The following is a 25,461-nucleotide window of genomic DNA, read 5'->3' on the forward strand; positions in this document are numbered from 1 at the left end:
ACTAATACTCCTTGGCCAAAGATGTGTGCTCAAGGGGAGAACCAGAAGCGCTGAGCTCGTCAGAATTTGGCTCCTTTGCTAGTGCTTTTTTCGCCCTTAAACGTGCAGCCAGATAACCATGCTTGGGAGCAAAGAAAAACGCCAAAAGGAAGATAACAGTTTGCAGGCAGATGATAATGCCCCCTGTCGCCCCATCTAGGAAGAAACTAATATAAGCGCCAGCAAAACTTGTCGTACTACCAATAATGACTGACACCAAAATCAGTCGAGGGAAACGGTCGCAGAGCAAATATGCCGTTGCACCCGGCGTTACCACCATAGCAATAACCAACAGCGCTCCTACCGTTTGCATCGCCGCAACAATCGATGCCGATAAAAGAGTGAAGAAAATCGCCTTTAGAACACCTGGGTTAAGACCTATGGATCGCGCATGGTTTTCATCGAAGAATGTCACCATAAGATCTTTCCACTTCGCCAATAGAACCACCAGCGTGACAACACCAATCACGACTAACTGAATCGTATCTTCAGGTGTGATGGCGAGAATGTTACCCATGGTGATGGTTTGAACGCTGACAGAGATGGGATTGATTGAAATAAGGAAAAGACCAAGTGCGAAAAATGAAGTGAAGACTAAGCCGATGATCACATCGATTTTCAAGCCGGATCGTTCAGACAGGAACAGCATAGTACCTGCGGCTATTCCACCAGATATAAAGGCACCGAAAGCAAATGGAAGACCGATCATATAAGCCAAGGCGACACCCGGTACAACGGCATGTCCCAGAGCGTCGCCGATTAAGGACCACCCTTTAAGCATGAGATACGCAGATAGAAACGCGCACACGCCGCCTACTAAAGCCGAAACCCACATAGCGTTATTCATATAGCCGTAACTAAATGGCTGTAACAACAGTTCCATCATAATTGAGGCTCCGTCTTTTTCGCTGTCAACGCTTTGCCGTCATACTGAATGAATGGTCGCTCATCGTCAGTAAGAATGGTCAGTTCTCTAGTATCCTCATCGTGATGAAGTGCATTACCACCCAACTTAAAGTGTCGTAGTGAGCCGCCAAACACGCGTTGGAGGTTTTCCTCGGTGTAAGTCGTTTCAATCGGACCAGAGGCCAGAACCGTTTTGTTGACCATGATGGTTCTATCGCAAAACTCAGGCACAGAACCAAGATTATGCGTCGACACCAGCATTACATGACCTTCATCGCGAAGCGATTTAAGAAGATCAATAATTTGATGCTCAGTCTTTACATCAACCCCCGTAAAGGGTTCATCCAACAGAATCACCTTTGCTTCTTGTGCTAATGCTCTCGCCAAGAACACACGTTTCTTTTGTCCTCCGGATAGTTCACCGATTTGACGCTTTCTAAACTCCAGCATATTAACGCGCTCAAGAGCTAGGTCGACGGCCAAATGATCAACATCTTTGGGTCTGCGAAGCCAATTCATGTGACCGTAGCGCCCCATCATCACCACTTCTTCCACCAACACTGGAAAACTCCAATCAATCTCCTCTGACTGGGGCACATAAGACACCATGTTACTTTTGAGCGCTTTTTTAACGCTCTCACCCAATATTTGGATTTGTCCTTTGGACATAGGAACAAAGCCCATGATTGCCTTAAAAAGAGTCGACTTCCCTGCTCCATTCACACCAACCAGTGCCGTCACTGACCCTTGCGGTACGGTAAAGTCCGCATCATAAAGGGCTGTGTAACCATTACGATAGGTAACCGTTACATCACTGACTGAAATGCCAAGGCTTTCCTCATTTTTAACATCATTCATAACCGGTGCTTTACTCCCAATATCCGTTTGAATTCATTGTGTCTAATCTTGTTAAACATATGTCTTAGTTCGTTGACGTAAGACCATTTGCTACCGTGGTCGAAGTCACTTTTAACAGATCTAGGTAAGTAGGAACCGGACCATCAGCCGTTGATAGCGAATCGACAAACAGCTCACCGCCATACTGGGCGCCGGTATCTCTTGCCACTTGTTTTGCTGGCGAGGTATTAACGGTTGATTCACAAAATACGACCGGGATATGGTTTTGTTTTACGCCATCGATAACTGAACGTACCTGCTGCGGAGTGCCGACTTGATCAGCGTTCATTGGCCATAGGTACAATTCTTTCAAACCAAAATCTTTGGCAAGGTAACTAAACGCCCCTTCGCATGTGACTAGCCAGCGATTGCCGTCAGGGATCTGAGCGATCTGGTCTTTTAAAGGTTCGATGATTGCTCTGAGTTTGGCTTTGTAAGCAGCTGCGTTCTTTACATAAATCGCTGCGTTGTTTGGGTCGTGCTTAGCAAACGCTTCAACAATGTTATCAATATAGATAAGTGCGTTATCTAGCCCCATCCACGCATGCGGGTTCGGTTTACCTTCATAAGAACCAGAAGCGATAGGAATTGGATTGATTCCCTTAGTCAACGTTACCGCCGGTACGTCTTTCATATTTGATAGAAACTGCTCAAACCAAAGTTCTAGGTTCATCCCATTCCACAAAATAAGATCAGCATCAGATGCGCGAACAATATCTTTCGGCGTGGGCTCGTAACCATGAATCTCAGCGCCAGGCTTAGTAACAGAAACCACCTCAGCGGCATCCCCTGCTACGTTTGAAGCCATATCAGCCAACACGGTAAAGGTAGTTACTACCTTCATTTTATCTTCCGCTGCATTTGCTAATGGCGACATTGCCAGTAACAGTGACGAGGCAACCAACGCTAGCTTTTTCATACCTTTCTCCTTGATGGTGAGAATCTCTAATACTGTGTTAACATATCCGTGATTTTTGCGAATGGTTCGCATTTGCAATACATACTAATGCGAACAATTCTCATTATCAACATTAATTTGTGTAATTAGGAAGGCTATTTATGACAGTGGATGAAATAGAGGTAGATAACGCCGACGTCATAGGGGAACTCGAAGGAATATTGAGGTCTCAAGGCGTTCGTGTGACACGGCAACGAATGGCTATTTTGGCCGTTTTGGCTCGCACACACGATCACCCAACCGTTGAAGAGCTGCACGAAAGAGCCAAGAAGTTCAACGTCAATGTCTCTTTAGCAACGGTTTATCGCACTGTCGCTGTACTTGAAGAACGCGGTGCCATCATTCGTAATGAATTTGAAGGTACTAATGCTCGTTATGAAATAGCCAATAGACCCCATCACGACCATTTGATTGATGTAGACAGTGGGCAAGTCATTGAGTTTTATTCAGAAGAAATAGAAGCGCTACAAGAAAAGATCGCTAAAGAGCTCGGTTATGACATCGTTTACCACCGCCTAGAGCTATACGTAAAAAAGCGAGACGCTTGATTATCACAACATATCTCCCCTACCTGTTTCGAATAACCATAAGGATTTGAAACGAGGGAATTCATTACCCTGCAATAAAGCAAGTAATAACAATATGGAAAACAGAATGGAAAAGTTCGAATGGCAAATTGAAACCAAAATTGGATTTAGGCCATTGCTCATGCTCTACAGAGCCTTGTTTAAGCCCAAAGGCTACAAGCAGTTAACTACCCATGCCATTGAATTCAACTCGAGTGATGGTTTCCTTTATTACCGCGTAGAAGAGCTAGGCAGTGGTTGGGCCGTAAAACCAGAAGATGTTGCTTGCCTTGCGATGGAGAGTACTTTGGGTAACTCTTCGCAATCGCGAGATTACACAGGTTACTTGGCGGAGCTTCGAACCAAAAACAACGACCAGCATCGCTTTCAATGTGATCTCTCCGAAGCAGAATTTCAGCGAATGGAAAGAGAGATTTTAGCGCTACGTTAAGTGAAGGCTTAACCAGATCTAATGTGTACTAATTCAGACCTGATCTGCACTACTCCAAACTCTTTTCTCCACTAATCTAAAACCTTCAGATATAAAAAAGCCATCACAAGAATGATTCGGTGATGGCTTTTACTTTTATTCCGATTGGTGGTGTATTTCAGCTATTAGTTAACGGTTAGACTCTTCAACTTTGAATTTGCTCATCAAATCATCGAGTCGGTTATTCACCTCTACAAGCTTGGCTGCACCTTCGTCCATCTCAATACCTGCTGCTTTCAACGCCACAACAATGTCGTTGATCTGGTTAGTGTTACGTCCAATTTCGTGGGTCACGCCGCTCTGCTCTTCAGCAGACGTCGCGATTTGCATACTTGCATCGTTAATCTCGGTGATGTGTACAGATACCTCTGCCACACTGGCCTCTAAACCATTGGTGCTCTCTTCGGTATCATTACAGCGAGCTTTGGTACTCTCCATAGCTTCAACCATAGTTTTGCTGCCAACCAAGAGTTCATTCAGCGCTTTTTCAATCTCTTCGGTACTGGTTTTCGTGCGGCCAGCAAGGTTTCTCACCTCATCTGCCACCACGGCAAAGCCTCTACCCTGCTCACCAGCCCGAGCCGCTTCAATCGCTGCATTGAGTGCCAACAAGTTAGTTTGTTCCGCAATATCGCTGATGACCGTCAGGATAGAATAGATGCTCTCTGACTTAAGGTTCATTTCCTGAACGCGTTCCATCGCCTTATCGATGTCTGATCTCAGCTCAACCATACTTTCTTTAGAACGCTCAATCGTTTCCATCGAGGCATAACCAAGAGACTCTGCCTTTTGGGTCAATTGAGCCGTTTGAGAAGCACTTTGCGCTACAGCTTCGGCTGTGGAGTTCATCTCAACAATCGCAGTGGCTACTTGTTCAGTCTCTGCAGCGTGCTCAGTCAATCTTTCCGCACTCACTCGTGACTGCTCAGATAGATTAGCCGTTCTGCTTTTCAGCTCTGATGAAAGTAACTTAACCTCAAGCACCATATCTTGCAGTTGAGAAACGAAGCCATTGATTCCTTTTGCAATACGACCCAAGTCATCGTTCGAGGTTTCTGGCAATCTCTTAGTCAAATCGCCATTACCTTGAGCTAGCCCTTCAACCAAATCACGCAGCGCCAACACAGGGCGGTATAGGTAATTAAAGACAAGCGTTAGGGTCAAAACGGTAAACAAGATCACCAGTAAGACACTGACAATTTTCTCTTGGCGTAAGTCGTATAGCTCGGCAAAAGCAACGGACTCATCAACACGAATCGCGAAATACCATGTTTTGTCTGCGACTTTAAACGCATTAGAGAACAGAAGCTTACCAGTTCCGTCCAGCTCATATTCTTGAAGAGCAGAGGGTTGATTCACGGCATTCAGTGCAACGCTACCAAACCCTTGTAACTCAGACGCTTTAACACCATTTTTAATTTCTGGAGAAGATGAAGCCAAAACCGTGGTGTTCTGATCCATCATGATCGCCACTGCACCTGGGATCTCCGATACCTGTTTAACAACTTGGTTTAAGTAATCTAGCGTCAAATCTGAAGACAAAGTTCCATCAAACGCTTTCTGTACAAAGCTAATCCAGATAACACCATCGCTTGCGATGTAAGGTTCAGTCACTGATACACCTGACTGTCTTTGGGCAAGCAGATACCACTCTCTTTTGGTCACATCGCCATCATATTTGTGATTCGGCCATGTATCCGCACTTTGGTTCCAATAACCATCACCATTATCTAGAGAGATCACCACACTACCAATGTCCATCGCTTTGGCTAGTATTTGAGTTTGCTCGACATAATTTGTTGGGAAAGGTTTATTGTTGTAGTGATTGGCAATACTTGAAACGCTATTTGCCTTTTGAGCGAAGTACTGCTCGACGGTAAGGGATTGTTGCTTGGTGTAATCAGTGAAATACCGCTCTACATCCTTTATTACGAACTCTTCTGTCTGTTTATACCCATAAAGCTCGCTTGCCATTAATAACACCGTCATTAACAAAGCAACGGAACCTAATAAAATACCCTTGAAACCAAGACTTCCTTTTCTCATATACATCTCCCGACTTTGAGTACTGACGTGATTACTGCGGATCCTACAAATCATTCACAGAACCAATACTAAAAACCCTTATAACATAGTAATTACAAATAAAACTATCAGTAAAAATGTGAAGATTTGATGACAGCGTCGAATAAAGAGATCTAGACCACGAATCCATGCCCATTTTATCAAACCGGGACAGAAAATCTGTGTTGTATGTTCGCTTCAAGCGTTTGGCAATCAATAACCACATATACTAGGGGGTAGTATTTTATACTCAGGGGGAGTATAGTTTTTTAATTGTCATATACCACGGAAGAAGAGTTTCTGAATGAAAGATGTTAAAGGTGTATTCCGCAATCTGGAAAAGATGCTGAGAAAGGCAAACTGGTTTGACGATGGATGGGAAATTTACAACCGTGGAGAATACCTGCAGTTATACAAGGAGACCTGGTTCAATCAAAGCCAAGGCGGTATTCATTTCGAAACCTTTATCGAAGGGCCTCAAATTAAACAAAAGTCTTTTCCTATCTGTATGCATGCCGAAGAAGACTGCCCTGCCCAAGCGGAGTTTATCCGCCAATTTAAAGAGATAGAGAAAAGTCGAATTGAGAGCTGGAAAGGATACAAAATTCAAGACAACAGCTACGGCATTTGTCAGCGAACGCTGCCACTCAACTTCAAAAACCTAGAACAGCGTTTATTTGAAGAGTTCAACCGACTGCGCGCTCTAGAGGCCAGCGTCGAAAAAGTACTAGATAGGCTTTAACATGAAAAAACAGAAAAGCCCTTGTATCGATATGTGCGATTTTTCCCACAGTAAAGGCTGGTGTCTAGGTTGTGGAAGAACGCGTGAAGAGTGTAAGGCTTGGAAATCAATGAAGCCCTACGCCATCAACGTATTGAAAAAAGAGTTGGTAAAAAGAAAGTCGCAAATGAGCCGATGACCACTCATTACTTTATGTAGGAGTCCAGCACTTTAAGAACCACTTCCATATCCTGTTCGCGCTGATCTTTGTCATCTTCTAGTACAACATGCTCTAGAAGGTGGCCTTTGATCACTTCTCTCATCAAACCATTAACCGCCCCACGAATTGCTGCTATTTGTTGTAACACGTCTTGGCATTGCTGATCTTCGTTATCCAACATCTTCTTCAGGCCATTCACCTGACCTTGTATTTTGCTAACTCGGGCTTTGAGTTTTTTCTGATCTTTAGCGGTATGGGACATAAGGTACTCGAAGTAATTAGAAACAAGGTTTTACCCGTTAATGTAACACTTAAATTATACTGGGGGGTAGTTTTGATTGGTGATGCTTAAGTGTGCGGCCCCATATGTAAAGTTCAGCCGTTAGTATCAATTTACAAAACAGACTTAAAATAACTAAAGAAAGGCGCCAAGAAGCGATACAATGCCGGCGCTGCAAAACAGTGGCGTAACATCCCTATTTACAAAGAACCTTAAAGTAACGATACATGTCTAAAGAACCCGGTTTCACTACAGAATACACCCTCGACAAAACTTTCTTCGCAGAATGTTATGACCAAACGAGCGTGCCTGTTCAGTTCCCTAAAGCCTATTTAAAGGCGTTTCTGTTCCTTATTTTTGGCTGGGTTCTACTTGAGTTTGAGCTGTTACCGAGTGGCTACGTTGGCTGGTTCTTCATTGTATTGAGTGTGATTGAAGCGTTCAGCGTTTACTGTAAAAGAACTTGGTGGTTATGGCGTCAGAGAATCAGTTCTGGTTCGGGCAGCAAGGTAGTTTTTAAGGGTGACTTGGACGGCGTGAGTTACAAAAACTACAAAACCACCAACACTATAAAGTGGAGCCAAATCGACGAGCTTGAGCAGACTGACCTAGGCTTGATTATTCATATTGGTAAACAGCGCCAATACGTGAGTAAGTCGTGCTTAAATGACGAAGCCATTGCCTTCATGCTGGAGCAGCACGCTGCTACTAAAGAGAGAGCTTCCAAATAGAATCGCTCTAAAAAATGCCTGCTAACTCAGCAGGCATTTTTTCTTTCTGTTTCAGTAACTGGTGTGCTGTCAGTGTGATTTAGAAAAATGTACAGCATTTATGTGGTGATGAACTCGTAGTGCCAGTGGAAGAAACACATACGATACCAAAGAGACAATTATCGCCACTGAAATGACTGTCACAACCACATGGCTATCCGATATATTTTCAGCAACCCACATGGGAATAAAATAAACCAAAGGCAACAAAATAATAAACGTATATAGCGCCACCCAATGCCTTGAAGGTGGCGTCGAGTTCTCAACGCCTTTCATTGTGTATCCCTCACTGATTAATTGTTGTTTGCTTTTTAGATAAATGAGACTAGTTAAAAATCTTCGGTAAAAATCAGAATCAACTGACTCTCTTCACGCGCAGTAAAATTCAAGTCTTCAGTTCTAATCAACGTCCCTGCTTTTACTTCAACACCATTGATTTGCGCCTCCCCTGTACTCAAGTAAACCAGAGCTTCACCTTGATGAGTAGTTTGATAGCCCTCATCGGCCTGCACCACCTCAATAACCGTGTGACTATCAAACGTCTCCGATTGCGATTTACTTCCGCCATAAATACGTGTGCGTTGGTTTGTTTTAGGCGTATAAGATTTGTAACCTGCGGGCTCCCCTGCTACCTCCGGAAGAACCCATAGCTGAATCAATTGATTTGGCACACTGTCTGGGTTTACCTCGTTGTGGGCAAAGCCTTCACCACCTGCACGTTGCACCTGAGCTTCGCCTGCCACCAGTCCTTTACCGTGCTCTAATGAGCCTTCGTGGCTGACACGGCCTTTGGCCATCACACTGATCACATCAATTTCGCGGTGTGGATGCATGCCTGTTTCACCGTACGGAAGAAAGTTGGCGTCTGCCAGATATACAAAGTTTCCAATACCATTCGAGGTCTTCGGATTTTTACGAGCGCCAAACACGCGGTAGTCGGTCACCACCTGCTTTTCTTTTAAGCCTGCAAAGCCGCCTTGTGGTAATTGATCAAGAGTTAACATTTCCATCGTCGCTTCCTTAGTAATTTTGTTAGCTGATGGAAGTAGAATAGTTTGGTATCTGATATTGATATATAAGTCGATTGATACAATACTGTTCAATATTTGATAACAATAAATGGATTTATGCTCAATTGTGATTTGAATGATTTGATGGTGTTCGCCTCTGTCGTCGAACAAGGTAGCTTCACCAGAGCAGCCGAATCTTACAACACACCAAAATCAAACATCAGTCGTAAGATAACCCGGTTAGAGAACCACCTAGGCGTTAGATTATTGGAGCGTTCTACCCGCTCTCTTCACTTAACTGAGGTGGGTCAGCGCTATTACGAATACTGTCGCCGCATTAAAGATGAGCTAGATGCTGCCGATAGCGCCGTTGAGTCTATGTTGGAGAAGCCTCAGGGAAGATTACGAATTTGTACATCCCTTGGTGTTGGTCAGTCCCTTCTCTCCGAGCACTTAGCCAATTTCTGCCTTCAAAACCCGGATGTTGAACTCGATTTAACGCTGACCAACCGACGTGTCGATCTTATCGAAGAAGGATTTGATCTTGCCTTTCGAGTCGGAGAGTTAGCAGATTCTAGCTTAGTAGCGAAACGTTTATGCTCAATCAATTTAAAACTCTATGCTGCACCTAAGCATGGATTCGAAAAGCTATCACACCCAAGTGAGCTTCCAGAGCAACCGCTGATGCTAATGAGCGCCAAAGAGCGTAGCGCCGACTGGCATTTGATTTCTGATGATAATGAACACCATATTTCCTTTAAGCCCAGCGTGAGGTGTGATGACTTCTCAATGCTAAAGCGCATGGCTATTCAAGGATTGGGGATCACAGAACTGCCAGATTACATGGCTGAAGAGTTTGTAGAAAATGGTAAACTAATTAATATCTTACCGGATTGGACATTCAAACCAGTCGATCTGTATGCGCTCTATCCTAGCCATAGAGGCGCAACACCTAAGGTAAGAGCACTGCTCGATTATCTCACTCAAGAATTGTAATGACCGGACTCCAACAATGAACATTGTTTATCAAATCAGTGACTGTCACCTCTCTGACGAATCCAGCTATGAAAACCTACGTCGAGCACTGGAATATGCCAATAGCGACGCTAGCTGTAATACGATTTTCCTGACAGGTGATATTTGCTGTAACCCAACATCCGGCGATTACACTGCCTTAGAGGCCTTCATCAAACAGTACATTAGCAACAAGTCGATTTACGCGATTGCAGGTAATCATGACAACTCTTCGTTAATGCGCGCAGAGCTTAAAGATTCAACGATCTGTGTGACAGACAAAGCCACTGTTTGTGGGAGAGAGTTGGTGTTTCTCGATTCAAGCTACAAACCACTGAATAAGCAGCATCCGCTGGGTTCAGGACGTATCGATAACCACGGCATGGCGCAGCTTAAAAAGCACCTGAGAAAGTCCAACGATCCAGTCGTGGTTATCCACCACCCTGTGATTCCCGTTGGCTCCGATTGGATGAAAGCGATTCGCCTCGAGAACGACACTGAAGTGATGAAAGTACTTCAAAAGTATCGCGTGCGCGACGTGCTTTGTGGTCACGGACATGATGGTATTACGACTACACAGTCAGGCGTCACTCAGTACATGGCACCAGCAACAGCCTATGGGTTTGACCACTCACTCGATGAATACAACCGTAGTGAGAGAATTGGATTAAGTAAAATCTCGCTCTCTGCCAATTCTATCGACTACCAAGCCATCTATTTGTAGTCGTTCGCAATTGCTTCATTTTTAAGGTGCTCGATGAACGCAGGAACCTTCTTCGCTATATGCTTTCTTGATGCGTAAAAAGCATATAGCACCAAGTCTTCAGGCTGATATTCCAATTCAACAACCTCTAATTCACCTGCGTTAACCTGCTCTCGACACAGTTCGCTTGGAAGTATCGCAAAGCCCAAGCCAGCTAAAGCACCCGCCACTGCCAACTGACCACTGTTAACCTTAAATGCCGACTTTACCCGCTGTGTCACTAGTTCACCTTTGTCATCTTTAAACACCCAAGGTGTACCATTGAGTACAGTAAAACTAGTGATACAAGGTACGTGTTTTAGGTCGGTAATCTGAGTTGGTTTAGCGCAGGTTTGTAGGAGCTTAGGAGATGCTACCACAACACTCGGCCAGCGCTTGATCTCGCGGGCAACCCAGTTATTGTCTTCAAGCTTGCCACGATGAAAACTCAAAATCACATCGAAGCCATCTAAGAAATCCTCTTTTGGGCTGATGCTGGTATCACAACACAACGAAATCAACGGATGCTTAGTACAAAAGGACACGACTGCTTGGGCAAGCTCCGGAGAATCTGGCATCAAAATATTGAGCTGCCCCGTTACCTCATGTGAATGTTGCGTCACTTCTTCAAGTGCATCACTGAGTTTGTCCAACAATGGTTGAGTACGTAAATAGAGTTGCTCTCCGACTTCGGTTGGAGCAATACGGCGAGTGGTTCGTTCGAATAATCGAGTATCCAATTGCTCTTCCAATAACGCGATGTGGCGACTGACGTTTGAAGTCGGTAAACACAAAAACTCCGCAGCGCGTTTAAAGCTATTGTTCTCATAAACGCAATGAAAGCTCTTAAGCCACTGTTGATCGATTTTATCTAGCACCTTGTTACCCCCCCAATAATCCCAAAAAATTGGATTATAAAACCAATATTCGACACTTTATTACCAAAAATTGGCTTATACAATGTTCATCATTCAAAGTATCAAGAACACGGTTTAATCATGAGTTGGCTAGAAAAACTATTAAATAAGAAGAAGTTAATCAGTACCCACAAAGCTTCAATTCCTGAAGGTGTTTGGACCAAGTGCCCTAGTTGCGACCAAGTCTTGTATCGCGTCGCACTAACAGAAAATTTAGAGGTGTGCCCTAAGTGTAATCACCACATGCGAATGTCAGCACGAAATCGATTAGAGAGCTTTTTAGACAAAAGCGAACAAATAGAGCTAGGTAAACAATTTCTGCCACAGGATCTACTCAATTTCAAAGACAAAAAGCGCTATACCGAACGTCTAACACTTGCTCACAAGAACACAGGCGAAAGTGACGCATTGGTTGCAATGCAAGGTGAGTTATTAGGGCTACCTGTTGTCGCGTGCGCTTTTGAGTTTTCGTTTATGGCGGGCTCAATGGGCTCAGTGGTTGGAGCGCGTTTTGTAGAAGCTGTCGACACAGCCATTGAAGCCAATTGTGGCTTAGTCTGCTTTTCCGCTTGTGGAGGCGCGCGCATGCAAGAATCACTGATGGCATTAATGCAAATGGCCAAGACCAGCGCCGCGCTAAAACGTCTGTCTGACGCAAAGCTTCCCTACATTTCGGTACTCACCGACCAAACCTTCGGCGGTGTATCAGCGAGCTTAGCGATGCTTGGTGACATCAACATCGGTGAGCCCAAAGCTCGAATTGGTTTTGCCGGTCGCAGAGTGATCGAACAAACAGTTCGCGAAAAGCTACCCGAGGATTTTCAACAAAGCGAATTTCTATTAGAGCACGGTGCACTCGACATGATCATCGAAAGGCATAACATGCGAGAACGTGTTGCCAGACTTATCGCGATGATGACAAACACCACTTCTCGAAAAGTGTGACGCGAAGAACCAAGCGTTTTAACGTGGAGATACCCTAATCCACGTAGATTATGTTTGAAATTCGACATAGCTCATCAACGGATGCATTGCATACTATTGCGTATTTATGATTAAATCCACGAATAATATTAACACTATAAATTAAATTTAATTATATGATGCATAAGCAATTTTACAAAACGACGTTGGCTCTATCTGTACTGGCTCTTTCTGGTTGTGGAGGTAGCGATAGTTCTTCGTCCTCAAGTGCTGTCAGTATGGCAAAAACAAGTTACCAAGTTGAGTCTAGCGCATTTGATCTAAGCTACGTTGATATCCCTTTCAGCGTCAAATATAACGCAGGAGACAATCTCTACTATGGAATAATGAGCGACAGCGGAAATTTAATTTCTCGTGTTGAGTACCATGTCAATGAAAATGCTACGGGCAACGTAACCATATATTTTAAAGATGCTTATGAGTTAGGCAGAGGAACCAAGTCTACAACAGCTCAGTTCGCAGTTTGTTACGATGAATACTGTAATCAACACTACTCAGGGTCACCAGTTGCAATTACTCTGACTAATACCGTAACTCTTGATCACGGTATGAATCTAGCGACTCCAAACATTGAAACTAACGCAGATTTGAACGACCTCAACGTTTCTAAAAATGTATCTGATGTCATCAGTCTCTCAGGCTCTGACTTACAGAACCTCTATATAGATACAACTAGTAATAACTTATTCATTACATCAGTTACGCCTTATATCAATCAATCTAATATTGGTCTCAATATGACCCTAGAAACACCAGCAGTTGTTGGTGTTGGATCATTTAGCTCAACTATCGATGTAAATGTATGTTATGACTCTAACTGTAACTATCCGATTGATGGTAGCCCATTAGCCGTTCCAGTTAGCTACAGAATTAGCAACGATTTACCGAACCCTGATCCTGATGGTGGCACTCCAACAACACCAGATGGTTCTTCAATAGATTTTGATAACGCTCCTATACACAATACTATTGATGCAGCCTATTCTGATGCATTAAATGTAGTGGCTGTTGTTTCAGATCGCCCAAAAAACGCGATCTATTTTTACAGTTTGAACGATAAAAAAGCTTATGAGTTTGAGCTATATCGCTCACCATCAGCCATCACTGTAGATAATAAAAATGGGACTAATCGCTTTATTGTTGGGCACGATGCCATGATAACTACCTTGGCATACAACGCTTCTTCTCCACAAGATACCCAAGTAACGAACATATATAACCATCATGATATATATGATTTAACCACTGATGGCAGTTACGTATGGACATTGCCCTATACGAATCAGTGGGTAGACCTACAAGTCATTGACCTTGAAGCTGGCTCTGTTGTATCGAGAAATGATTGGAGATATTACGAAAAAACGTTATTAAAGATCAGTCCTAATAGCCAAGCCTTTTACAGTTTGGATACAACCATCAGTCCTGGTGATATAGCTAAAACGGATATTTCCGATCCAAAGAATCCAGAATCACCCATCGATTCTCGTTACCATGGCGACTACAGCTTCTGTGATGATTTCTGGTTCAACCATACTGGTACGTTCATCTACACACAATGTGGAGTAAGGTTGAATGCATCAAGCAACCCAGAGCTTGACATGACATACGCAGGAAAGATCACGTTACCAACTCAGTATACTAAGATTCGGACACTGGATGAATCACACGATAACACCAAGGTTGCCTACGCGCTTGAGGGAGAAAGCAACCAGATAATGGTATTGACATCAAACCATTTAAATCCGCTAGAAACGATTACTCTTCCGGATACAAAGATAGATAATAGTGCTCATACTACTGTGCCAAAGTTCATCTTTTATGGTGCTGACGGTAAGCTAAATGTTGTTGGTAACGCTACAAAAAATGGATTCACACACACATTAATACTCCAACAATAGCAATACCGCTAATTATTTAATTAAAAGGCCTCCTCAGCGGGAGGCCTTATTTTTTGACAATACATGGAGCGATCTTCCTAAAGCACTTGCCTAGTTTGAATTTCGACACTAAAGCTTAGACTCCAAGAGGTTTTTAGTGACTTTACTCCGCATACACTCATCTGAGATTCTACCTCAGATACCCTGTATAGAACTTCTTCTATCGATGATGACGAACACGCAGATTCAGAGGTAGATACTTTGCGTATTCAACACTACTCATTAAGACAAGCTCCTCACAATCGCCATCAGACCCATTGCCAAGAAAAGAGCGCCGCAGCATCGGTTGAATATGTGGCCATTTCTTAGGAGCAGCGCTTTGACCTTATCGGCGACTCTCGCGACCCCAAACTCAACCGCAAATTCAATGCACAGAAAGGTCACTGTAATCACTACGAACTGAGGGAAAAAGGCTTTGTTTGGGTCGATGAACTGAGCCAAGAAGGCAGTAAAAAACAGCAGCACCTTTGGGTTAGATAGCGCAGCAAAGTACCCTTGCTTAAAGAGTTGTCGCGGCAACAGTGCTGCCGTTTCAGTCTTGCCTTCAACGTTAACGCTCGGAGCATAGAATAGCTTCAGGCCTAAGAAACCGAGGTATAGAGCACCTAGCCATTGAAGAACAATCATCAGCTCCGGTTTTGCCTCCAATAACGTACCTAACCCCAGCATGGCTACGGTGATTAATAAGAAGAAGCCACAAACGCCACCATAAATCGTCCATAGTGTCTTCTTATAACCAAATTGGGCGCCATGGCTGAGTGCCAATAAAGAGTTGGGGCCGGGAATACACGCTAACCCAAAAGCAGACAAAATAAACAAACACCACACTTCAAACGTCATAACTAACCTTCAACAAGATAACTGAATCTGTCGCTAGTATGCGTCGAAGAGTAATTTGATAACGGTAATATATGGACTTAAAATAGCACTATCTAGACATTCAAGGCTGCTGGTATGGATCACTCCAAAAACGTCAGATTTCTATTAATCCCCTTAGAAAACTTCAATATGTTCCCCTTTGGAGCGTTTTTAGACAAACTACGCTTCTCCGCTGATGACGCGGATCTTAGTCAGCAACGTTACTGTTCGTGGCAGATCATGTCTCATACTCAAGGAGTCATAACGTCTAGCAGCAATATTCCAGTCATGGTTGAGCACACTCCGGAGACCATCGAGCTGAAGAACGTTGATTATGTTGTCCTTTTTGGTAGTCGAACTGCTCACGACTCACAGCAACAAGCTCCCTTATATCGTGCATTTCTTAGAAAAGTTGTATCGGCTGGAATCAATATCGTGAGCATCGATAACGCCTGTTTTACGCTTGCAGAGTTAGGGTTGCTAAACAATCACCAGGTCGTGGTTCACTGGCGACATCATCATGAGTTTAAAGCGAACTATCCCAAGGTTGTAGTGCGTGATGAGCAGTTGTATCACTTCGACAAAAAACTCATCAGCTGTACCGGTGGCAGCGCGACCATCGACCTTCTTATCGCTATCTTACAAGATCATGTAGGCCAGATTAGATCTGAAAAAGGGTTAGCAGATATGCTGGTCGACGAAGGCCGTGGTAGTCATCATCGATTAAAGTCATCTCAACATAGCAATTTCCAAAACCGCCATGTCGACCGTGCAGTTTCATTGATGCAGGAGCATTTAGCGCTGAGTACTAAAGTAGAGGAAATTGGAGCTTTAATTGGCGTTAGCCGTCGACAGCTAGACCGACTTTTCCAACAACAGTTCGATATGTCTGCTCACCAATATTGGCAAGAGCTACGCCTACAACACCTGCATTGGCGACTAATCCATTCCAGCCATAGCTTGATACAGCTGGCGGATGAAATTGGAGTAAAAGATACCAGTTACCTGTGCAAAATATTCAGAAAGAGATTTGGGATGACGCCAAACCAATGCCGTCGCAATTCATTAAACCCAAACCAATAAAAACACCCTGCCGGCTCATGACCTGACAGGGTGCGACTTATGTTATGTAATAGTCTACTGACTTAGATTACCAACCAAATCTACTGACTCAACTGTCCGAACTTCGGCAAGCTCTTCACGAACCTCTGGTGCACATCCATATAAGTTTGCATATAGATCTCATCGATACGCTCATTACTTGGGAAGCACGATGAGAAATCAACATGCTTGCGATCAATGGATAATTTAGCCGCTTCAATAATATGTGCAATGAACATACGAGGATCTTCTAAACCAATCGAGATACGCATAGTCGTAGGTTTAATGCCTGCTTCATTGAGCGCCTCATCGCTCAACTCTGAGTGAGTGGTCAATGCCGGACACAAAGCGACCGTATTGGTTTGCCCAAGGCTTACTTGCATACCGATAGCGGGTTCAAGCATATCGAAGAACTGTTTGAACCCATCACGATTGATTGGCGCTCGGTCACCATTACCCTCCATATCGATTGTGAACAGCGCTGCTGGTAAACCCAAATGCATATTGTTCTGACAATGCTGATAGTTGTCACTGTCTGGCAGAGCGGGACACGACACATTAATATCTGGATGAGCATCGAAAATCTTCGCGAGAGTCAGCGTATTGATGGTTTTCTGCACCACACGCATCTCATAGGTTTTCATGCCGTTCAGCACTTCAAACGCTTTGTCTGCATCTAAGAATGCGCCTTTAATGTAATACACATTCCAGAACAGGGTTTCGTTCCATGGAATCATCGCCTCATCGCCATTGGGTTTGGTGAAAGTGACCTCTTCCCCTTTTGGTACAAACATGGTCTCGTTGCAGCCAATCACAACACCTGCTGTGGTGGTGCCAGAACCGGCCAGCTCTTTGGTATACGAGTGAATCACGTAATCCGGTCTTTCCATCACATCATCACGTTTGAGTACTGGGTGTAGCAGTGGTGTGCCTACAGTGGAATCCACAATCACATCCCAGCCGCGAGAGTGAGCCGCTTTACTGATGTTGGCGACATCTAACACGTAGCCATGTGGGTTACACGGTGACTCAAGGTAGACATAGATCTTCTTACCTTTTGCAAGGCGATCGGCATACTTGCCTGCGACCTCATCAAGACGAGACGCAAACTCATCACCGGAGTAACCATCCACCCACTCTACCGCGACATTCAAGTTCGAAGGCTTACCAAACCAATCTTCCAGCAACTGATAAGAACCGCCGTAGATGTTGCGCGAGGCCAATACAATATCTTCATGCCCTAGCAAGTGACTCAGCAAGCCATCAATGGCCGCCATACCCGAGTTGAAGTTCCATGCAAGGTACTCGTTGGCTCTTGAACCCGCCTCAAGATCAACCATGTGGTTTGCCAGTGAGATTGAGGTCGGGTTAAGCAGTCGAGAGTAGATATCGTGCAGTGGCTCTTTACCGTTGAACGCATCTTCAATCCACTCGGTACAGGCAAACAAATAGGTCGCTGTACGCGTAATCACTGGGCTTGCAGAGAAAATAGCCGCTACATTATCGAAAATTGGATACGCGCCTTTTGAGGCAAAATTACCATTGTTAGTCGCAATGGATTGGTAAGTCGCGCGCATTGGGTTTTGCAGGTTATCGAGGATCTTAGCGATCTGGAATGACAAGAAACGTTTGGCGTTAAACCAAGCGATTCGATCACTCTTATCCAGTTCTGAAAGGCCGTCAACCGTTATTGCCCAAAGATCGTGTGTCTTAGTATTCGCTTTGTACAGCGTCGTCGCCAATTCCACCAGCGTGGTGCCGTAATCGCTGTTTGGGTCGATACCGAAGTGTTTTGCTTGCTCAATAGCAAGGGCTTCTGCTTGTTCGTGTTTGGTTGTTTTACGCAGTGGGCTCAATTGAGTTGAAGTATTCATAGTTCCTAAATCATTCCATCCTTGTTGTACCTACTTTAATTTTAGTGTTATAAAAATGTTAAAGATTGCGATTTAAGAAGTTAGTTGCCCAGTTTGAGCAATAATATTGCCAAGAAAACTCCAAGATTAATGGAATATGCCAATGGATGAGATCGACAAGAAGATACTGGCTGAACTGCAAAGCAACGCACGACTCACCAACCAAGAGTTAGCCGACCGCGTGGCGCTTTCCCCCTCCCCTTGTTTACGCCGAGTTCGAGCATTAGAGAAACAAGGGATCATTCGTGGCTATCACGCCAGTGTCGATCAAGAGGCATGCGGCCTGCCCGTGAATGTGTTTGTGTTGGTGAAGCTTGAAAAGCCGACTGAAGAGAATATGCGAGATTTCGAGCAGCACATTGAAGCCATTGATGAAGTACTTGAGTGCTTTCTAATGACAGGTAATCACGACTACCTACTGCATGTGGTGAGCGAATCGCTCAAAAGCTACGAGCAATTTATCCGTAAGCAATTAACCCGCCTACCCAATATCGCTTCTATTGAATCCAGCTTCGCTTTTGGGCAGGTAAAAACAAAGACTAAGTTGCCAGTGAGGTGAGAATAACCATCATAGACTTTGAAAGAACTGCTGATAGAATGACCATATCCATCCACTAGACGAAATATAAGGAGGTAACCATGAACCAGTGTGCATTGTCTTTTGCATACATTTTTGCTTACGAAGTTCGCTCAAGTTTTACCAGCAACGTGCTGCGATAACCTAGCTTGAGCGAAGTAGCAAAACAGACAGACTAACTAGAGTCTCTTCCCTCTAGCTTACGAGGTTATTGTCAGCGAACAACTGACGATAGGCGTCATTACGCCTGAAAAACTTGAGTAAGCCAATGAGCACATTATTATCAACCCAATCAGTTACATTCAACACACCTTCAACATCTCTGTTTGAAGCTATCTCTTTCACCCTTAAACAAGGTGACCGCATCGGCCTTGTCGGCTACAACGGCAGCGGAAAAAGTACCCTACTACAACTACTCTGCGGTAACAAAGAACCTCTCTCTGGTGCTATTACCATATCGAGTCACTGTTTAATCGAACAAGTCGAGCAGCATTTGCCAGCGAACCTAGAGCACCTTTCTATGCTTGAAGCCGTGGTCGCAAAGCTTCCCAAAGATGAACAGTTACAAGACCAATGGCGCGCAGAGCTGATCCTCTCCGATATGGGTTTTTCTTCCAACGATTGGAGCCTAACCGCAGGTTCTCTGAGTGGTGGTCAACACACACGCCTATTACTCGCAAGGGCTTTGATCTCAGAGCCAGATCTGCTTTTGCTCGATGAGCCGAGTAACCACCTCGACCTCCCTACCTTACTGTGGTTAGAACGCTTTCTAATCAGCTGGAGGGGTAGCTTTGTTCTCGTGTCACATGACCGAAAACTATTGGATAAGGTCACCAACTGCACTTGGATTTTAAGAGACAAACGCCTTAATTACTTCCAACTGCCCTTTTCAAAAGCACTAGACGAGCTCGCACGAGTTGATGAAGCTGCAAAACAGAGAAACTTGGCGGAACAGAAAGAGATTGATCGTGTTGAAAAAAGCGCTAAACGATTAGCTAACTGGGGCCGATTCTATGACAACGAAGATCTGGCAAGAAAAGCCAAAACCATGGAGAAAAGAGTCGAACGATTAAAAGAAACGCAAACCGAACTTACCTCTGGAGCCCCTTGGCAGCTCTCCTTAAAAGGTGAAGCCCTGAAAGCAAACCGACTGCTCGCTATCGACAAACTCGATGTAAAGCCCGCGCTTGATGCACCTGTATTACTTAAGGTGATAGAGCAACAGATCAAAAGTGGCGATCGAGTTGCGATTATCGGTAGCAATGGTAGCGGCAAGTCATCAATGTTGAAAATTCTCTGGCAGAACTATACGCAACGTGAAAATAACATGGAGGGCATTCATTTCCATCCACGTTGCCGACTCGGTTTTTACGACCAAAGCTTAAAGCAACTCAATGACAATGACGCCTTGATTGACTCCCTTGAAGGGTTAACTGACCTATGTGAAGAAAGACGTAAAATCGCGTTAATCAGCGCTGGTTTCGAGTACAACAGACACTCTCAAAAAGTAAGCGAATTGAGTGGTGGCGAACGTTCACGGTTATTGATGCTTGGGTTATCACTGGCAGAGTATCACCTACTCATGCTCGATGAGCCTACAAACCACCTTGATATCGATGGCAAAGATCAACTCAGCGATACACTTAACCAGTTTGAAGGTGGAGTGTTACTTGTAACGCACGACCGAGAACTGATTGAAAAAAGCTGTAATCGCTATTGGTTGATTAAAGAAGGCGAGCTCACGGAATGGCATGACCTGGAAAAGCTGTATGGTGAAATTGATTCAGAAACGAAAGCTCATGACCGTGAGCTCTCAGGTATTGAGTTATTGGAGAATGAATCAACTGACAGTAGTTACTCACCTAGCTCTAACCATAGCCAAACAAGCGATAGTCTTGATTCTGAAGAAGCCATATTGGAAAGACTGTATCAATTAGAAACCTTAATTGAGGAAGACAAACAACGTAAGCCAAAGCATCAGAAACCAAAGATGCAGCAACAATGGCAACAAGAGTTAGAACAGATTACTCTCCAACTCAATCTGTAATAACCTGGAGTAAACGGGGTAAAGTTAACCACTGAGCATTCGTAACACACTCCACTAAAAACCAAGGCCTCGTTTGTGCGAGGCCTTGATTTTTTATGCCATAACTACCCTACTTCAAAGACTTAGCGCCTTAGCACTAGAGTACTGTTACCTAGTAAGTGCTGGGAGCTAGAAACTACTAAACGACTGTGGCAGGCGCTGCACTTCATCCCAGTCTGAGAGCTCAATATTGATCAATGATTTGCGCTTCTCATTACACAATGATGCGATGTTGATGATAGGAAGTTGACTACGAAACTGGGCGGTGAGGATAACCTTTTTACCTTCGTGAAGACCGCTTCGACATTGCGCCAAAATCGCCTCAGTATCTAGCTGGTGTGCTTTCTCGATAATCTGAATACCAGCGTTTTTTTGATAGTAACTTGTTAGCCAAGATATCGCCTGCTCTTCCAAACTAGTGAGCACGATGACATCTTTTGTTGCCATCAGATCGTTGAGTTCAAGTTGTTTGAGTTCTGTTTCCATAAATACTCTCTTCGTCGAATCAGTAACCATCAAATTAAAGTCGGTTGCCCAGTGTCGCCTGTGCCAAATGATAGCCTCTGTCTATCATCTCTTTTGAGCGTTCAAACTCCAACGTACCACAGGCATTACGTGGCACCTCAAGGGTAATATCGGCAGGATAAGCGGCGAGTTTCTGGCGAGCGATAGTCGACTGCATCGCATCAAACGCTTGGTTGGCAATATCGTAAGCCGCAAAGTTGAAGCTCATTTTACTTTTGACGTTATTGCCTAGGTTATCGATAAAGTGGGCAACCTTATCGTGCAGGTTACTCTCTTTTGTTGGCAGGGAGACCGGTGTCACTTCTTGTTTAAGCAGTTCAGGTTCGCCACCTAAGTTCACAGCGATTGTCACGTCTGTGTTGTCGCCAAAGGTTGGAGCAATGGGCACAGGGTTAAGCACTCCCCCATCAATCAACTCTTCACCATTGATGACATGAGGTGTAAAGAACAGCGGAAGAGAGATAGAGGCGCGAATGGCATCAAACAGAGAACCAGACTTCAGCCAAATCTCTTTCTCTTCAGCGACATTAGCAGCAACGGCGGTATAAGGAATAGGAAGATCTTCAATAGCAATCTCACCGATCAGTTTACGCAGAGAGTCTATGATCTTGTCCCCTTTGAACATACCACTCGATTGCCATGAAAAGTCCAACAACATCGTCATATCAGACTGTTCTATACTGGTGATCCACTCTTCAAATTCATCCAACTTGCCCGCAGCGTAAACACCGCCGATAAGTGCACCAATTGAACACCCAGAGATAGACTTTATCTGATAACCATGTTCGATTAGCCAGCGGATAACGCCAACATGAACCAAGCCTCTAGCGCCACCACTACCAAGTACCAATGAGATTGTTTTTGCCATCGTACTAATCCTTTAATTCATCAGCTCTTCAAAGCCTTAGGTAAAAAGTATATCACTTCGTATAACCACACGCAGTGCAATGATATGAAAACTGCTTCACCAATACACTTAAATGTGTTGGCAGTAAATGAGTCATTCCAGCAAGCCTAAGCGCGACTAGGAATCTGGTTTCCGCAAACGCTCAATACAAAAAGTCGCCCACTTAAAAAGCGAGCGACCTCATGTTGTTCATTCTATTTCTGTGTTCAATCTGTTAGTAAGCTCATTCTGTTAGTAAGAACAGGAAGCTACAAGACACGTAAGCACTCTTCAGGCGACAAGCTCAATAGTGTATTGGCGAAGTTAATCTTCTCATCGCGCCATCTCAATGCAGCTTCTCGGCTGTCTTGTGAATGACGGTCAGCTTCAAAGTAGCTTTTGCTTGGTAGCCCGTTGGCTGGCGTCATCACCATAGATTGCTCGTTCAAGCGAATCGTAAACAAGAACTGACCACGTTGCCCGGTTTGCGCTGCTGGGTGGTGCAATGTGGTATCACAACAATAACGTCTATCACGCAGTGCGCGGCATGTGTACTCAAAGGCATCTTGAGCACCACGTCCAGGGAACGCGGTATAAATGCTGATGCCATCACGTTGCAAAGACTGGTCACCCGCCGCGAGTTGCACCGCGTGTTGGATCATCCTAAATCCCAGAACCACGCCACCAATGCTGTTCAATCCACTGTATTGAATTGCGCCTTCTAAGCTCAGGTGAAGTTTGTCTTCCCCTTCATAGAGAAAGAGATCAGGCGATGCCCAATCGCTCTTTGGAATAAGCAGTTGAGTAATATCCGAGTGTTCCATGTTGGTCTCCGCAACAATGAGTGTGTTTGAGACCACAAAATAACGTAATGAGAATTATTATCAATAAATTTTGTTCAAAACGTTGCTATCAGACAGATTTACGTTTCGGCTTGGCAGAACTTAAAACAACAAGTGCCGGTCTTCCCTTTGAGCTACTAAAAGTTGCCTCGTAGCGTATACCTTGGTCTCAAACGTATAGTTTACTTTTTAGACAGCTTAATCATCAAACCACACCCAAGACTTCTAGAAAGTAATAATCAATAGACTTTATCGGGTACTTTAGCGCCAAGCATTTCTTGTTAGATATTCGTTTATTACCCATCAAGTTCATCGTCTACAAACAAACTTCCCCACCCGATTTACAGGCTTTCATTCTAGCGCCTTAAACCTACGACTAATGTCTAACTACCTGAGTCTATTTGTTTTTTTTGGTTTGATATAAGGTACTAGCAACTGAAATGTTAATGACTTTTTAAATATAAGTTTATGTATTGTTTGCATCACTAATTGAGTCATGACGTTCTGTGTAGAAGAAAAAGATATCGCTAACTACTCCGCTCAATCTTGGTGTCGAGAGTAAATTACGTTTGTTGGAACAACACACCTTAGAGTGTGAAAGAAAGGAATCAAAATGAGCAGTACTTTAGAGTCCGTAAATATACCAAGAGAGGAGCCTCAAACCCATGAGGACGAACTCTCCTATGAACAACAACACAAACCAAGCTCAGAGTTTGAATCCCGAGAGCAGTATCTAGAGCACGAGTTACAGATCATGTCGCCTAAGCGTTGGCGTCCAAATTTACCGTTTAAAGATTATCGATTTGAGATAGAAGACACCATCCCAGCCATGGCAGCGACCATTGGTAAAGTGGTTATGGTAGGTGCTATCGCAGCAACCTTTGCCGGAGCGCTTGGGCTAAACGAAGGCTTCATCCTAGAAAACGTTCGTTATGAACTCCTTATCGCCTCTGTTTTCATCATCCTTTTCTCTGGTTTTCTATTACCGACGGCTAACCTCGCAGGTACACACGGCCCACTTATTCCATTAATCCCAATTGTGGTTGCCGCTGGCGGTCACCCAATGGCCTTTGGTTTGTTGATTGGTGCGTTTGGCTTGCTGTTAGCCATCAGTAAAGGCGGCAGTATGTTGGCCAACCTCACCAGTAAAGGCGTGTGTGGCGGCTTGCTGCTCTATCTTGGCTTTGTGGGCACCGCTTCTCAAGTGAAAAAGCTGTTCGCTTGGGCTGAAGGAATTGGCATGAGCCATATCGCTTTTGTGGTAATCTTCTGCACCATTATTCTGTACGCACTACTGGAACACTTCCGTAAGCGTTGGTTAGCTGTGCCTCTTAGTTGCTTGTTGGGTGGTACGATTGCATTTGCTATGGGCGCGCCGTTCTCTTTCCAAACTGAACCTGGTCTACCGAACATGAACCCTATGTATTGGTGGGGAGAAGATACTGGTTGGATGCTAGGTCTACCGACAATTGAACACTTCATGGTAGTTCTCCCGTTCGCAATTCTAGCAGTAGCGATGTGGTCACCCGATTTCTTGGGGCATCAAGTATTCCAAAAGATTAGCTACCCAGAGCGTACTGAAAAAGTACACATGAACATTGATGACACCATGACTACAGCGTCTATTCGTCAAACGTTCGGCTCGCTACTTGGCGGTACTAACTTTACGTCTTCATGGGGTACTTACATCGTACCTGCAGCGATTGCTAAACGCCCTATTCCGGCGGGTGCTTTGCTGACGGCTCTGTTCTGTATCATCGCTGCGATTTGGGGCTACCCGATGGATTTAGCTATCTGGCAACCGGTACTTTGTGTGGCTCTGATCGTGGGTGTATTCGTTCCACTGCTAGAGGCAGGAATGGAGATGACACGTGAAGGCAAAACTACTCAATCAGCAGCGATTGTTGTGTTCTCATCAGCGCTTGTGAACCCAGCATTTGGTTGGTCTATCACCATGCTACTAGACAACTTAGGCTTAGTCGGCTGTAAAGAACGTAGTGGTGAACTGAGTAAGATGAGCCGATGGGTACTACCGGGCATTATGTTTGTTGTACTAACAAGCGTGATGGCATTGGTTGGCCTTCTACCGGGCATTCCAGCAATCATCCCGAGCTTTCGCTAAGCTCAATTAGCATTAGTTTGAAAGAATAAGGCCTCG

Annotated in this window: 25 protein-coding genes; 13 read left to right on the forward strand and 12 right to left on the reverse strand. The window is 44.3% G+C overall.

All coding sequences use genetic code 11. The annotated features are described in order from the left end of the window. Nucleotide 1 precedes the first annotated feature (1 nt). The 3 genes from AC6R05_RS14250 to AC6R05_RS14260 all read right to left on the reverse strand — a co-directional run bounded on the left by AC6R05_RS14250 (nt 2) and on the right by AC6R05_RS14260 (nt 2,761). Nucleotides 2-922: a metal ABC transporter permease gene (locus tag AC6R05_RS14250; RefSeq protein WP_500647770.1), complete on the reverse strand. Its 921-nt coding sequence runs from the start codon at nt 920-922 to the stop codon at nt 2-4. Further along, nucleotides 922-1,803 carry a manganese/iron ABC transporter ATP-binding protein gene (locus AC6R05_RS14255; RefSeq protein WP_500647771.1) on the reverse strand — a complete coding sequence of 294 codons (882 nt, stop codon included), beginning with the start codon at nt 1,801-1,803 and terminating at the stop codon, nt 922-924. The genes AC6R05_RS14250 and AC6R05_RS14255 overlap by 1 nt, the downstream gene beginning before the upstream one ends. A gap of 64 nt (nt 1,804-1,867) precedes the next feature. Then, the gene (locus AC6R05_RS14260) at nt 1,868-2,761 is read right to left on the reverse strand and encodes a metal ABC transporter substrate-binding protein (protein ID WP_500647772.1); all 894 of its coding nucleotides are present in this window, start codon (nt 2,759-2,761) and stop codon (nt 1,868-1,870) included. Nucleotides 2,762-2,901: 140 nt separating this feature from the next. Here AC6R05_RS14260 and AC6R05_RS14265 point away from each other — a divergent pair, with 140 nt between their 5' ends. Next, nucleotides 2,902-3,348, forward strand: coding sequence for a Fur family transcriptional regulator (locus AC6R05_RS14265; RefSeq protein WP_500647773.1), 447 nt, complete (start codon nt 2,902-2,904; stop codon nt 3,346-3,348). A gap of 106 nt (nt 3,349-3,454) precedes the next feature. Beyond that, complete coding sequence (locus tag AC6R05_RS14270) at nt 3,455-3,817, forward strand: hypothetical protein (RefSeq protein WP_500647774.1); 363 nt, start codon at nt 3,455-3,457, stop codon at nt 3,815-3,817. Nucleotides 3,818-3,985: 168 nt separating this feature from the next. On the opposite strand, the gene AC6R05_RS14275 is transcribed toward AC6R05_RS14270, so the two are convergent. Next, nucleotides 3,986-5,902 carry a methyl-accepting chemotaxis protein gene (locus tag AC6R05_RS14275; protein WP_172974234.1) on the reverse strand — a complete coding sequence of 639 codons (1,917 nt, stop codon included), beginning with the start codon at nt 5,900-5,902 and terminating at the stop codon, nt 3,986-3,988. A gap of 322 nt (nt 5,903-6,224) precedes the next feature. Between AC6R05_RS14275 and AC6R05_RS14280 the strand changes: the two genes are divergently transcribed. Both AC6R05_RS14280 and AC6R05_RS14285 read left to right on the forward strand, forming a co-directional pair. Beyond that, nucleotides 6,225-6,662, forward strand: coding sequence for a hypothetical protein (locus AC6R05_RS14280; RefSeq protein WP_408693895.1), 438 nt, complete (start codon nt 6,225-6,227; stop codon nt 6,660-6,662). Between the two features lies 1 nt (nt 6,663). Beyond that, nucleotides 6,664-6,840, forward strand: a complete 177-nt coding sequence (locus AC6R05_RS14285) for a DUF1289 domain-containing protein (protein ID WP_285407416.1) — start codon at nt 6,664-6,666, stop codon at nt 6,838-6,840. Between the two features lie 7 nt (nt 6,841-6,847). Here AC6R05_RS14285 and rcnR read toward each other — a convergent pair whose 3' ends face one another. Further along, complete coding sequence (gene rcnR / locus AC6R05_RS14290) at nt 6,848-7,123, reverse strand: Ni(II)/Co(II)-binding transcriptional repressor RcnR (protein ID WP_500647775.1); 276 nt, start codon at nt 7,121-7,123, stop codon at nt 6,848-6,850. A gap of 245 nt (nt 7,124-7,368) precedes the next feature. Here rcnR and AC6R05_RS14295 point away from each other — a divergent pair, with 245 nt between their 5' ends. Beyond that, on the forward strand, nt 7,369-7,872 hold the full coding sequence (locus AC6R05_RS14295; protein ID WP_500647776.1) for a YcxB family protein: 504 nt from the start codon (nt 7,369-7,371) through the stop codon (nt 7,870-7,872). A gap of 368 nt (nt 7,873-8,240) precedes the next feature. Here the strand turns inward: AC6R05_RS14295 and AC6R05_RS14300 are convergent, their stop codons facing one another. Then, nucleotides 8,241-8,921, reverse strand: coding sequence for a pirin family protein (locus AC6R05_RS14300; protein WP_500647777.1), 681 nt, complete (start codon nt 8,919-8,921; stop codon nt 8,241-8,243). Nucleotides 8,922-9,038: 117 nt separating this feature from the next. Between AC6R05_RS14300 and AC6R05_RS14305 the strand changes: the two genes are divergently transcribed. Continuing rightward, entirely contained in the window at nt 9,039-9,917 is an 879-nt protein-coding gene (locus AC6R05_RS14305) for a LysR family transcriptional regulator (protein WP_500647778.1), read from the forward strand. A 16-nt stretch (nt 9,918-9,933) separates the two neighbouring features. Next, entirely contained in the window at nt 9,934-10,659 is a 726-nt protein-coding gene (locus tag AC6R05_RS14310) for a metallophosphoesterase family protein (protein ID WP_500647779.1), read from the forward strand. Here AC6R05_RS14310 and AC6R05_RS14315 read toward each other — a convergent pair. Then, nucleotides 10,650-11,555, reverse strand: a complete 906-nt coding sequence (locus AC6R05_RS14315) for a LysR family transcriptional regulator (RefSeq protein WP_500647780.1) — start codon at nt 11,553-11,555, stop codon at nt 10,650-10,652. The genes AC6R05_RS14310 and AC6R05_RS14315 overlap by 10 nt on opposite strands. A 120-nt stretch (nt 11,556-11,675) precedes the next feature. Here AC6R05_RS14315 and accD point away from each other — a divergent pair, with 120 nt between their 5' ends. Further along, nucleotides 11,676-12,539 carry an acetyl-CoA carboxylase, carboxyltransferase subunit beta gene (gene accD / locus AC6R05_RS14320; protein ID WP_500647781.1) on the forward strand — a complete coding sequence of 288 codons (864 nt, stop codon included), beginning with the start codon at nt 11,676-11,678 and terminating at the stop codon, nt 12,537-12,539. A gap of 257 nt (nt 12,540-12,796) precedes the next feature. Next, complete coding sequence (locus AC6R05_RS14325; protein ID WP_500647782.1) at nt 12,797-14,476, forward strand: hypothetical protein; 1,680 nt, start codon at nt 12,797-12,799, stop codon at nt 14,474-14,476. Nucleotides 14,477-14,737: 261 nt separating this feature from the next. Here the strand turns inward: AC6R05_RS14325 and AC6R05_RS14330 are convergent, their stop codons facing one another. Next, nucleotides 14,738-15,355 (reverse strand): LysE family translocator, encoded by a 618-nt coding sequence (locus tag AC6R05_RS14330; protein ID WP_500647783.1) that lies wholly within the window; start codon nt 15,353-15,355, stop codon nt 14,738-14,740. Between the two features lie 168 nt (nt 15,356-15,523). On the opposite strand from AC6R05_RS14330, the gene AC6R05_RS14335 reads away from it, so the two are divergent. Next, the gene (locus AC6R05_RS14335) at nt 15,524-16,456 is read left to right on the forward strand and encodes a GlxA family transcriptional regulator (RefSeq protein WP_500647784.1); all 933 of its coding nucleotides are present in this window, start codon (nt 15,524-15,526) and stop codon (nt 16,454-16,456) included. Between the two features lie 80 nt (nt 16,457-16,536). On the opposite strand, the gene AC6R05_RS14340 is transcribed toward AC6R05_RS14335, so the two are convergent. Further along, complete coding sequence (locus AC6R05_RS14340) at nt 16,537-18,348, reverse strand: trans-sulfuration enzyme family protein (protein WP_500647785.1); 1,812 nt, start codon at nt 18,346-18,348, stop codon at nt 16,537-16,539. Between the two features lie 142 nt (nt 18,349-18,490). Here AC6R05_RS14340 and AC6R05_RS14345 point away from each other — a divergent pair, with 142 nt between their 5' ends. Both AC6R05_RS14345 and AC6R05_RS14350 read left to right on the forward strand, forming a co-directional pair. Continuing rightward, entirely contained in the window at nt 18,491-18,946 is a 456-nt protein-coding gene (locus tag AC6R05_RS14345) for an Lrp/AsnC family transcriptional regulator (RefSeq protein ID WP_032548816.1), read from the forward strand. A 286-nt stretch (nt 18,947-19,232) separates the two neighbouring features. Next, the gene (locus AC6R05_RS14350; RefSeq protein WP_500647786.1) at nt 19,233-21,011 is read left to right on the forward strand and encodes an ABC-F family ATP-binding cassette domain-containing protein; all 1,779 of its coding nucleotides are present in this window, start codon (nt 19,233-19,235) and stop codon (nt 21,009-21,011) included. Between the two features lie 168 nt (nt 21,012-21,179). Here the strand turns inward: AC6R05_RS14350 and AC6R05_RS14355 are convergent, their stop codons facing one another. From AC6R05_RS14355 to AC6R05_RS14365, 3 genes are all read right to left on the reverse strand, one after another. After that, nucleotides 21,180-21,536: a hypothetical protein gene (locus tag AC6R05_RS14355; protein WP_500647787.1), complete on the reverse strand. Its 357-nt coding sequence runs from the start codon at nt 21,534-21,536 to the stop codon at nt 21,180-21,182. A gap of 34 nt (nt 21,537-21,570) precedes the next feature. Beyond that, nucleotides 21,571-22,443, reverse strand: a complete 873-nt coding sequence (locus AC6R05_RS14360) for a patatin-like phospholipase family protein (RefSeq protein WP_500647788.1) — start codon at nt 22,441-22,443, stop codon at nt 21,571-21,573. 287 nt (nt 22,444-22,730) lie between these two features. Beyond that, nucleotides 22,731-23,285 carry a hypothetical protein gene (locus AC6R05_RS14365; RefSeq protein ID WP_500647789.1) on the reverse strand — a complete coding sequence of 185 codons (555 nt, stop codon included), beginning with the start codon at nt 23,283-23,285 and terminating at the stop codon, nt 22,731-22,733. 631 nt (nt 23,286-23,916) lie between these two features. Between AC6R05_RS14365 and AC6R05_RS14370 the strand changes: the two genes are divergently transcribed. Next, the gene (locus AC6R05_RS14370; protein ID WP_150872762.1) at nt 23,917-25,425 is read left to right on the forward strand and encodes a DUF3360 domain-containing protein; all 1,509 of its coding nucleotides are present in this window, start codon (nt 23,917-23,919) and stop codon (nt 25,423-25,425) included. Nucleotides 25,426-25,461: the final 36 nt, after the last annotated feature.

The sequence above is a fragment of the Vibrio sp. R11-SG3-ISO9 genome (genome assembly GCF_059834255.1).

What these genes read in the sequence shown, in the direction of transcription:
- AC6R05_RS14255 (WP_500647771.1), bottom strand. Translation starts at nt 1,803, where the DNA reads ATGAATGATGTTAAAAATGAGGAAAGCCTTGGCATTTCAGTCAGTGAT.
- accD (WP_500647781.1), top strand. Translation starts at nt 11,676, where the DNA reads ATGAGTTGGCTAGAAAAACTATTAAATAAGAAGAAGTTAATCAGTACC.
- AC6R05_RS14300 (WP_500647777.1), bottom strand. Translation starts at nt 8,921, where the DNA reads ATGGAAATGTTAACTCTTGATCAATTACCACAAGGCGGCTTTGCAGGC.
- AC6R05_RS14275 (WP_172974234.1), bottom strand. Translation starts at nt 5,902, where the DNA reads ATGAGAAAAGGAAGTCTTGGTTTCAAGGGTATTTTATTAGGTTCCGTT.
- AC6R05_RS14250 (WP_500647770.1), bottom strand. Translation starts at nt 922, where the DNA reads ATGGAACTGTTGTTACAGCCATTTAGTTACGGCTATATGAATAACGCT.
- AC6R05_RS14295 (WP_500647776.1), top strand. Translation starts at nt 7,369, where the DNA reads ATGTCTAAAGAACCCGGTTTCACTACAGAATACACCCTCGACAAAACT.
- AC6R05_RS14330 (WP_500647783.1), bottom strand. Translation starts at nt 15,355, where the DNA reads ATGACGTTTGAAGTGTGGTGTTTGTTTATTTTGTCTGCTTTTGGGTTA.
- AC6R05_RS14260 (WP_500647772.1), bottom strand. Translation starts at nt 2,761, where the DNA reads ATGAAAAAGCTAGCGTTGGTTGCCTCGTCACTGTTACTGGCAATGTCG.
- AC6R05_RS14265 (WP_500647773.1), top strand. Translation starts at nt 2,902, where the DNA reads ATGACAGTGGATGAAATAGAGGTAGATAACGCCGACGTCATAGGGGAA.
- AC6R05_RS14335 (WP_500647784.1), top strand. Translation starts at nt 15,524, where the DNA reads ATGTTCCCCTTTGGAGCGTTTTTAGACAAACTACGCTTCTCCGCTGAT.
- AC6R05_RS14340 (WP_500647785.1), bottom strand. Translation starts at nt 18,348, where the DNA reads ATGAATACTTCAACTCAATTGAGCCCACTGCGTAAAACAACCAAACAC.
- AC6R05_RS14305 (WP_500647778.1), top strand. Translation starts at nt 9,039, where the DNA reads ATGCTCAATTGTGATTTGAATGATTTGATGGTGTTCGCCTCTGTCGTC.
- AC6R05_RS14370 (WP_150872762.1), top strand. Translation starts at nt 23,917, where the DNA reads ATGAGCAGTACTTTAGAGTCCGTAAATATACCAAGAGAGGAGCCTCAA.
- AC6R05_RS14355 (WP_500647787.1), bottom strand. Translation starts at nt 21,536, where the DNA reads ATGGAAACAGAACTCAAACAACTTGAACTCAACGATCTGATGGCAACA.
- AC6R05_RS14310 (WP_500647779.1), top strand. Translation starts at nt 9,934, where the DNA reads ATGAACATTGTTTATCAAATCAGTGACTGTCACCTCTCTGACGAATCC.
- AC6R05_RS14365 (WP_500647789.1), bottom strand. Translation starts at nt 23,285, where the DNA reads ATGGAACACTCGGATATTACTCAACTGCTTATTCCAAAGAGCGATTGG.
- rcnR (WP_500647775.1), bottom strand. Translation starts at nt 7,123, where the DNA reads ATGTCCCATACCGCTAAAGATCAGAAAAAACTCAAAGCCCGAGTTAGC.
- AC6R05_RS14345 (WP_032548816.1), top strand. Translation starts at nt 18,491, where the DNA reads ATGGATGAGATCGACAAGAAGATACTGGCTGAACTGCAAAGCAACGCA.
- AC6R05_RS14280 (WP_408693895.1), top strand. Translation starts at nt 6,225, where the DNA reads ATGAAAGATGTTAAAGGTGTATTCCGCAATCTGGAAAAGATGCTGAGA.
- AC6R05_RS14350 (WP_500647786.1), top strand. Translation starts at nt 19,233, where the DNA reads ATGAGCACATTATTATCAACCCAATCAGTTACATTCAACACACCTTCA.
- AC6R05_RS14270 (WP_500647774.1), top strand. Translation starts at nt 3,455, where the DNA reads ATGGAAAAGTTCGAATGGCAAATTGAAACCAAAATTGGATTTAGGCCA.
- AC6R05_RS14360 (WP_500647788.1), bottom strand. Translation starts at nt 22,443, where the DNA reads ATGGCAAAAACAATCTCATTGGTACTTGGTAGTGGTGGCGCTAGAGGC.
- AC6R05_RS14325 (WP_500647782.1), top strand. Translation starts at nt 12,797, where the DNA reads ATGGCAAAAACAAGTTACCAAGTTGAGTCTAGCGCATTTGATCTAAGC.
- AC6R05_RS14285 (WP_285407416.1), top strand. Translation starts at nt 6,664, where the DNA reads ATGAAAAAACAGAAAAGCCCTTGTATCGATATGTGCGATTTTTCCCAC.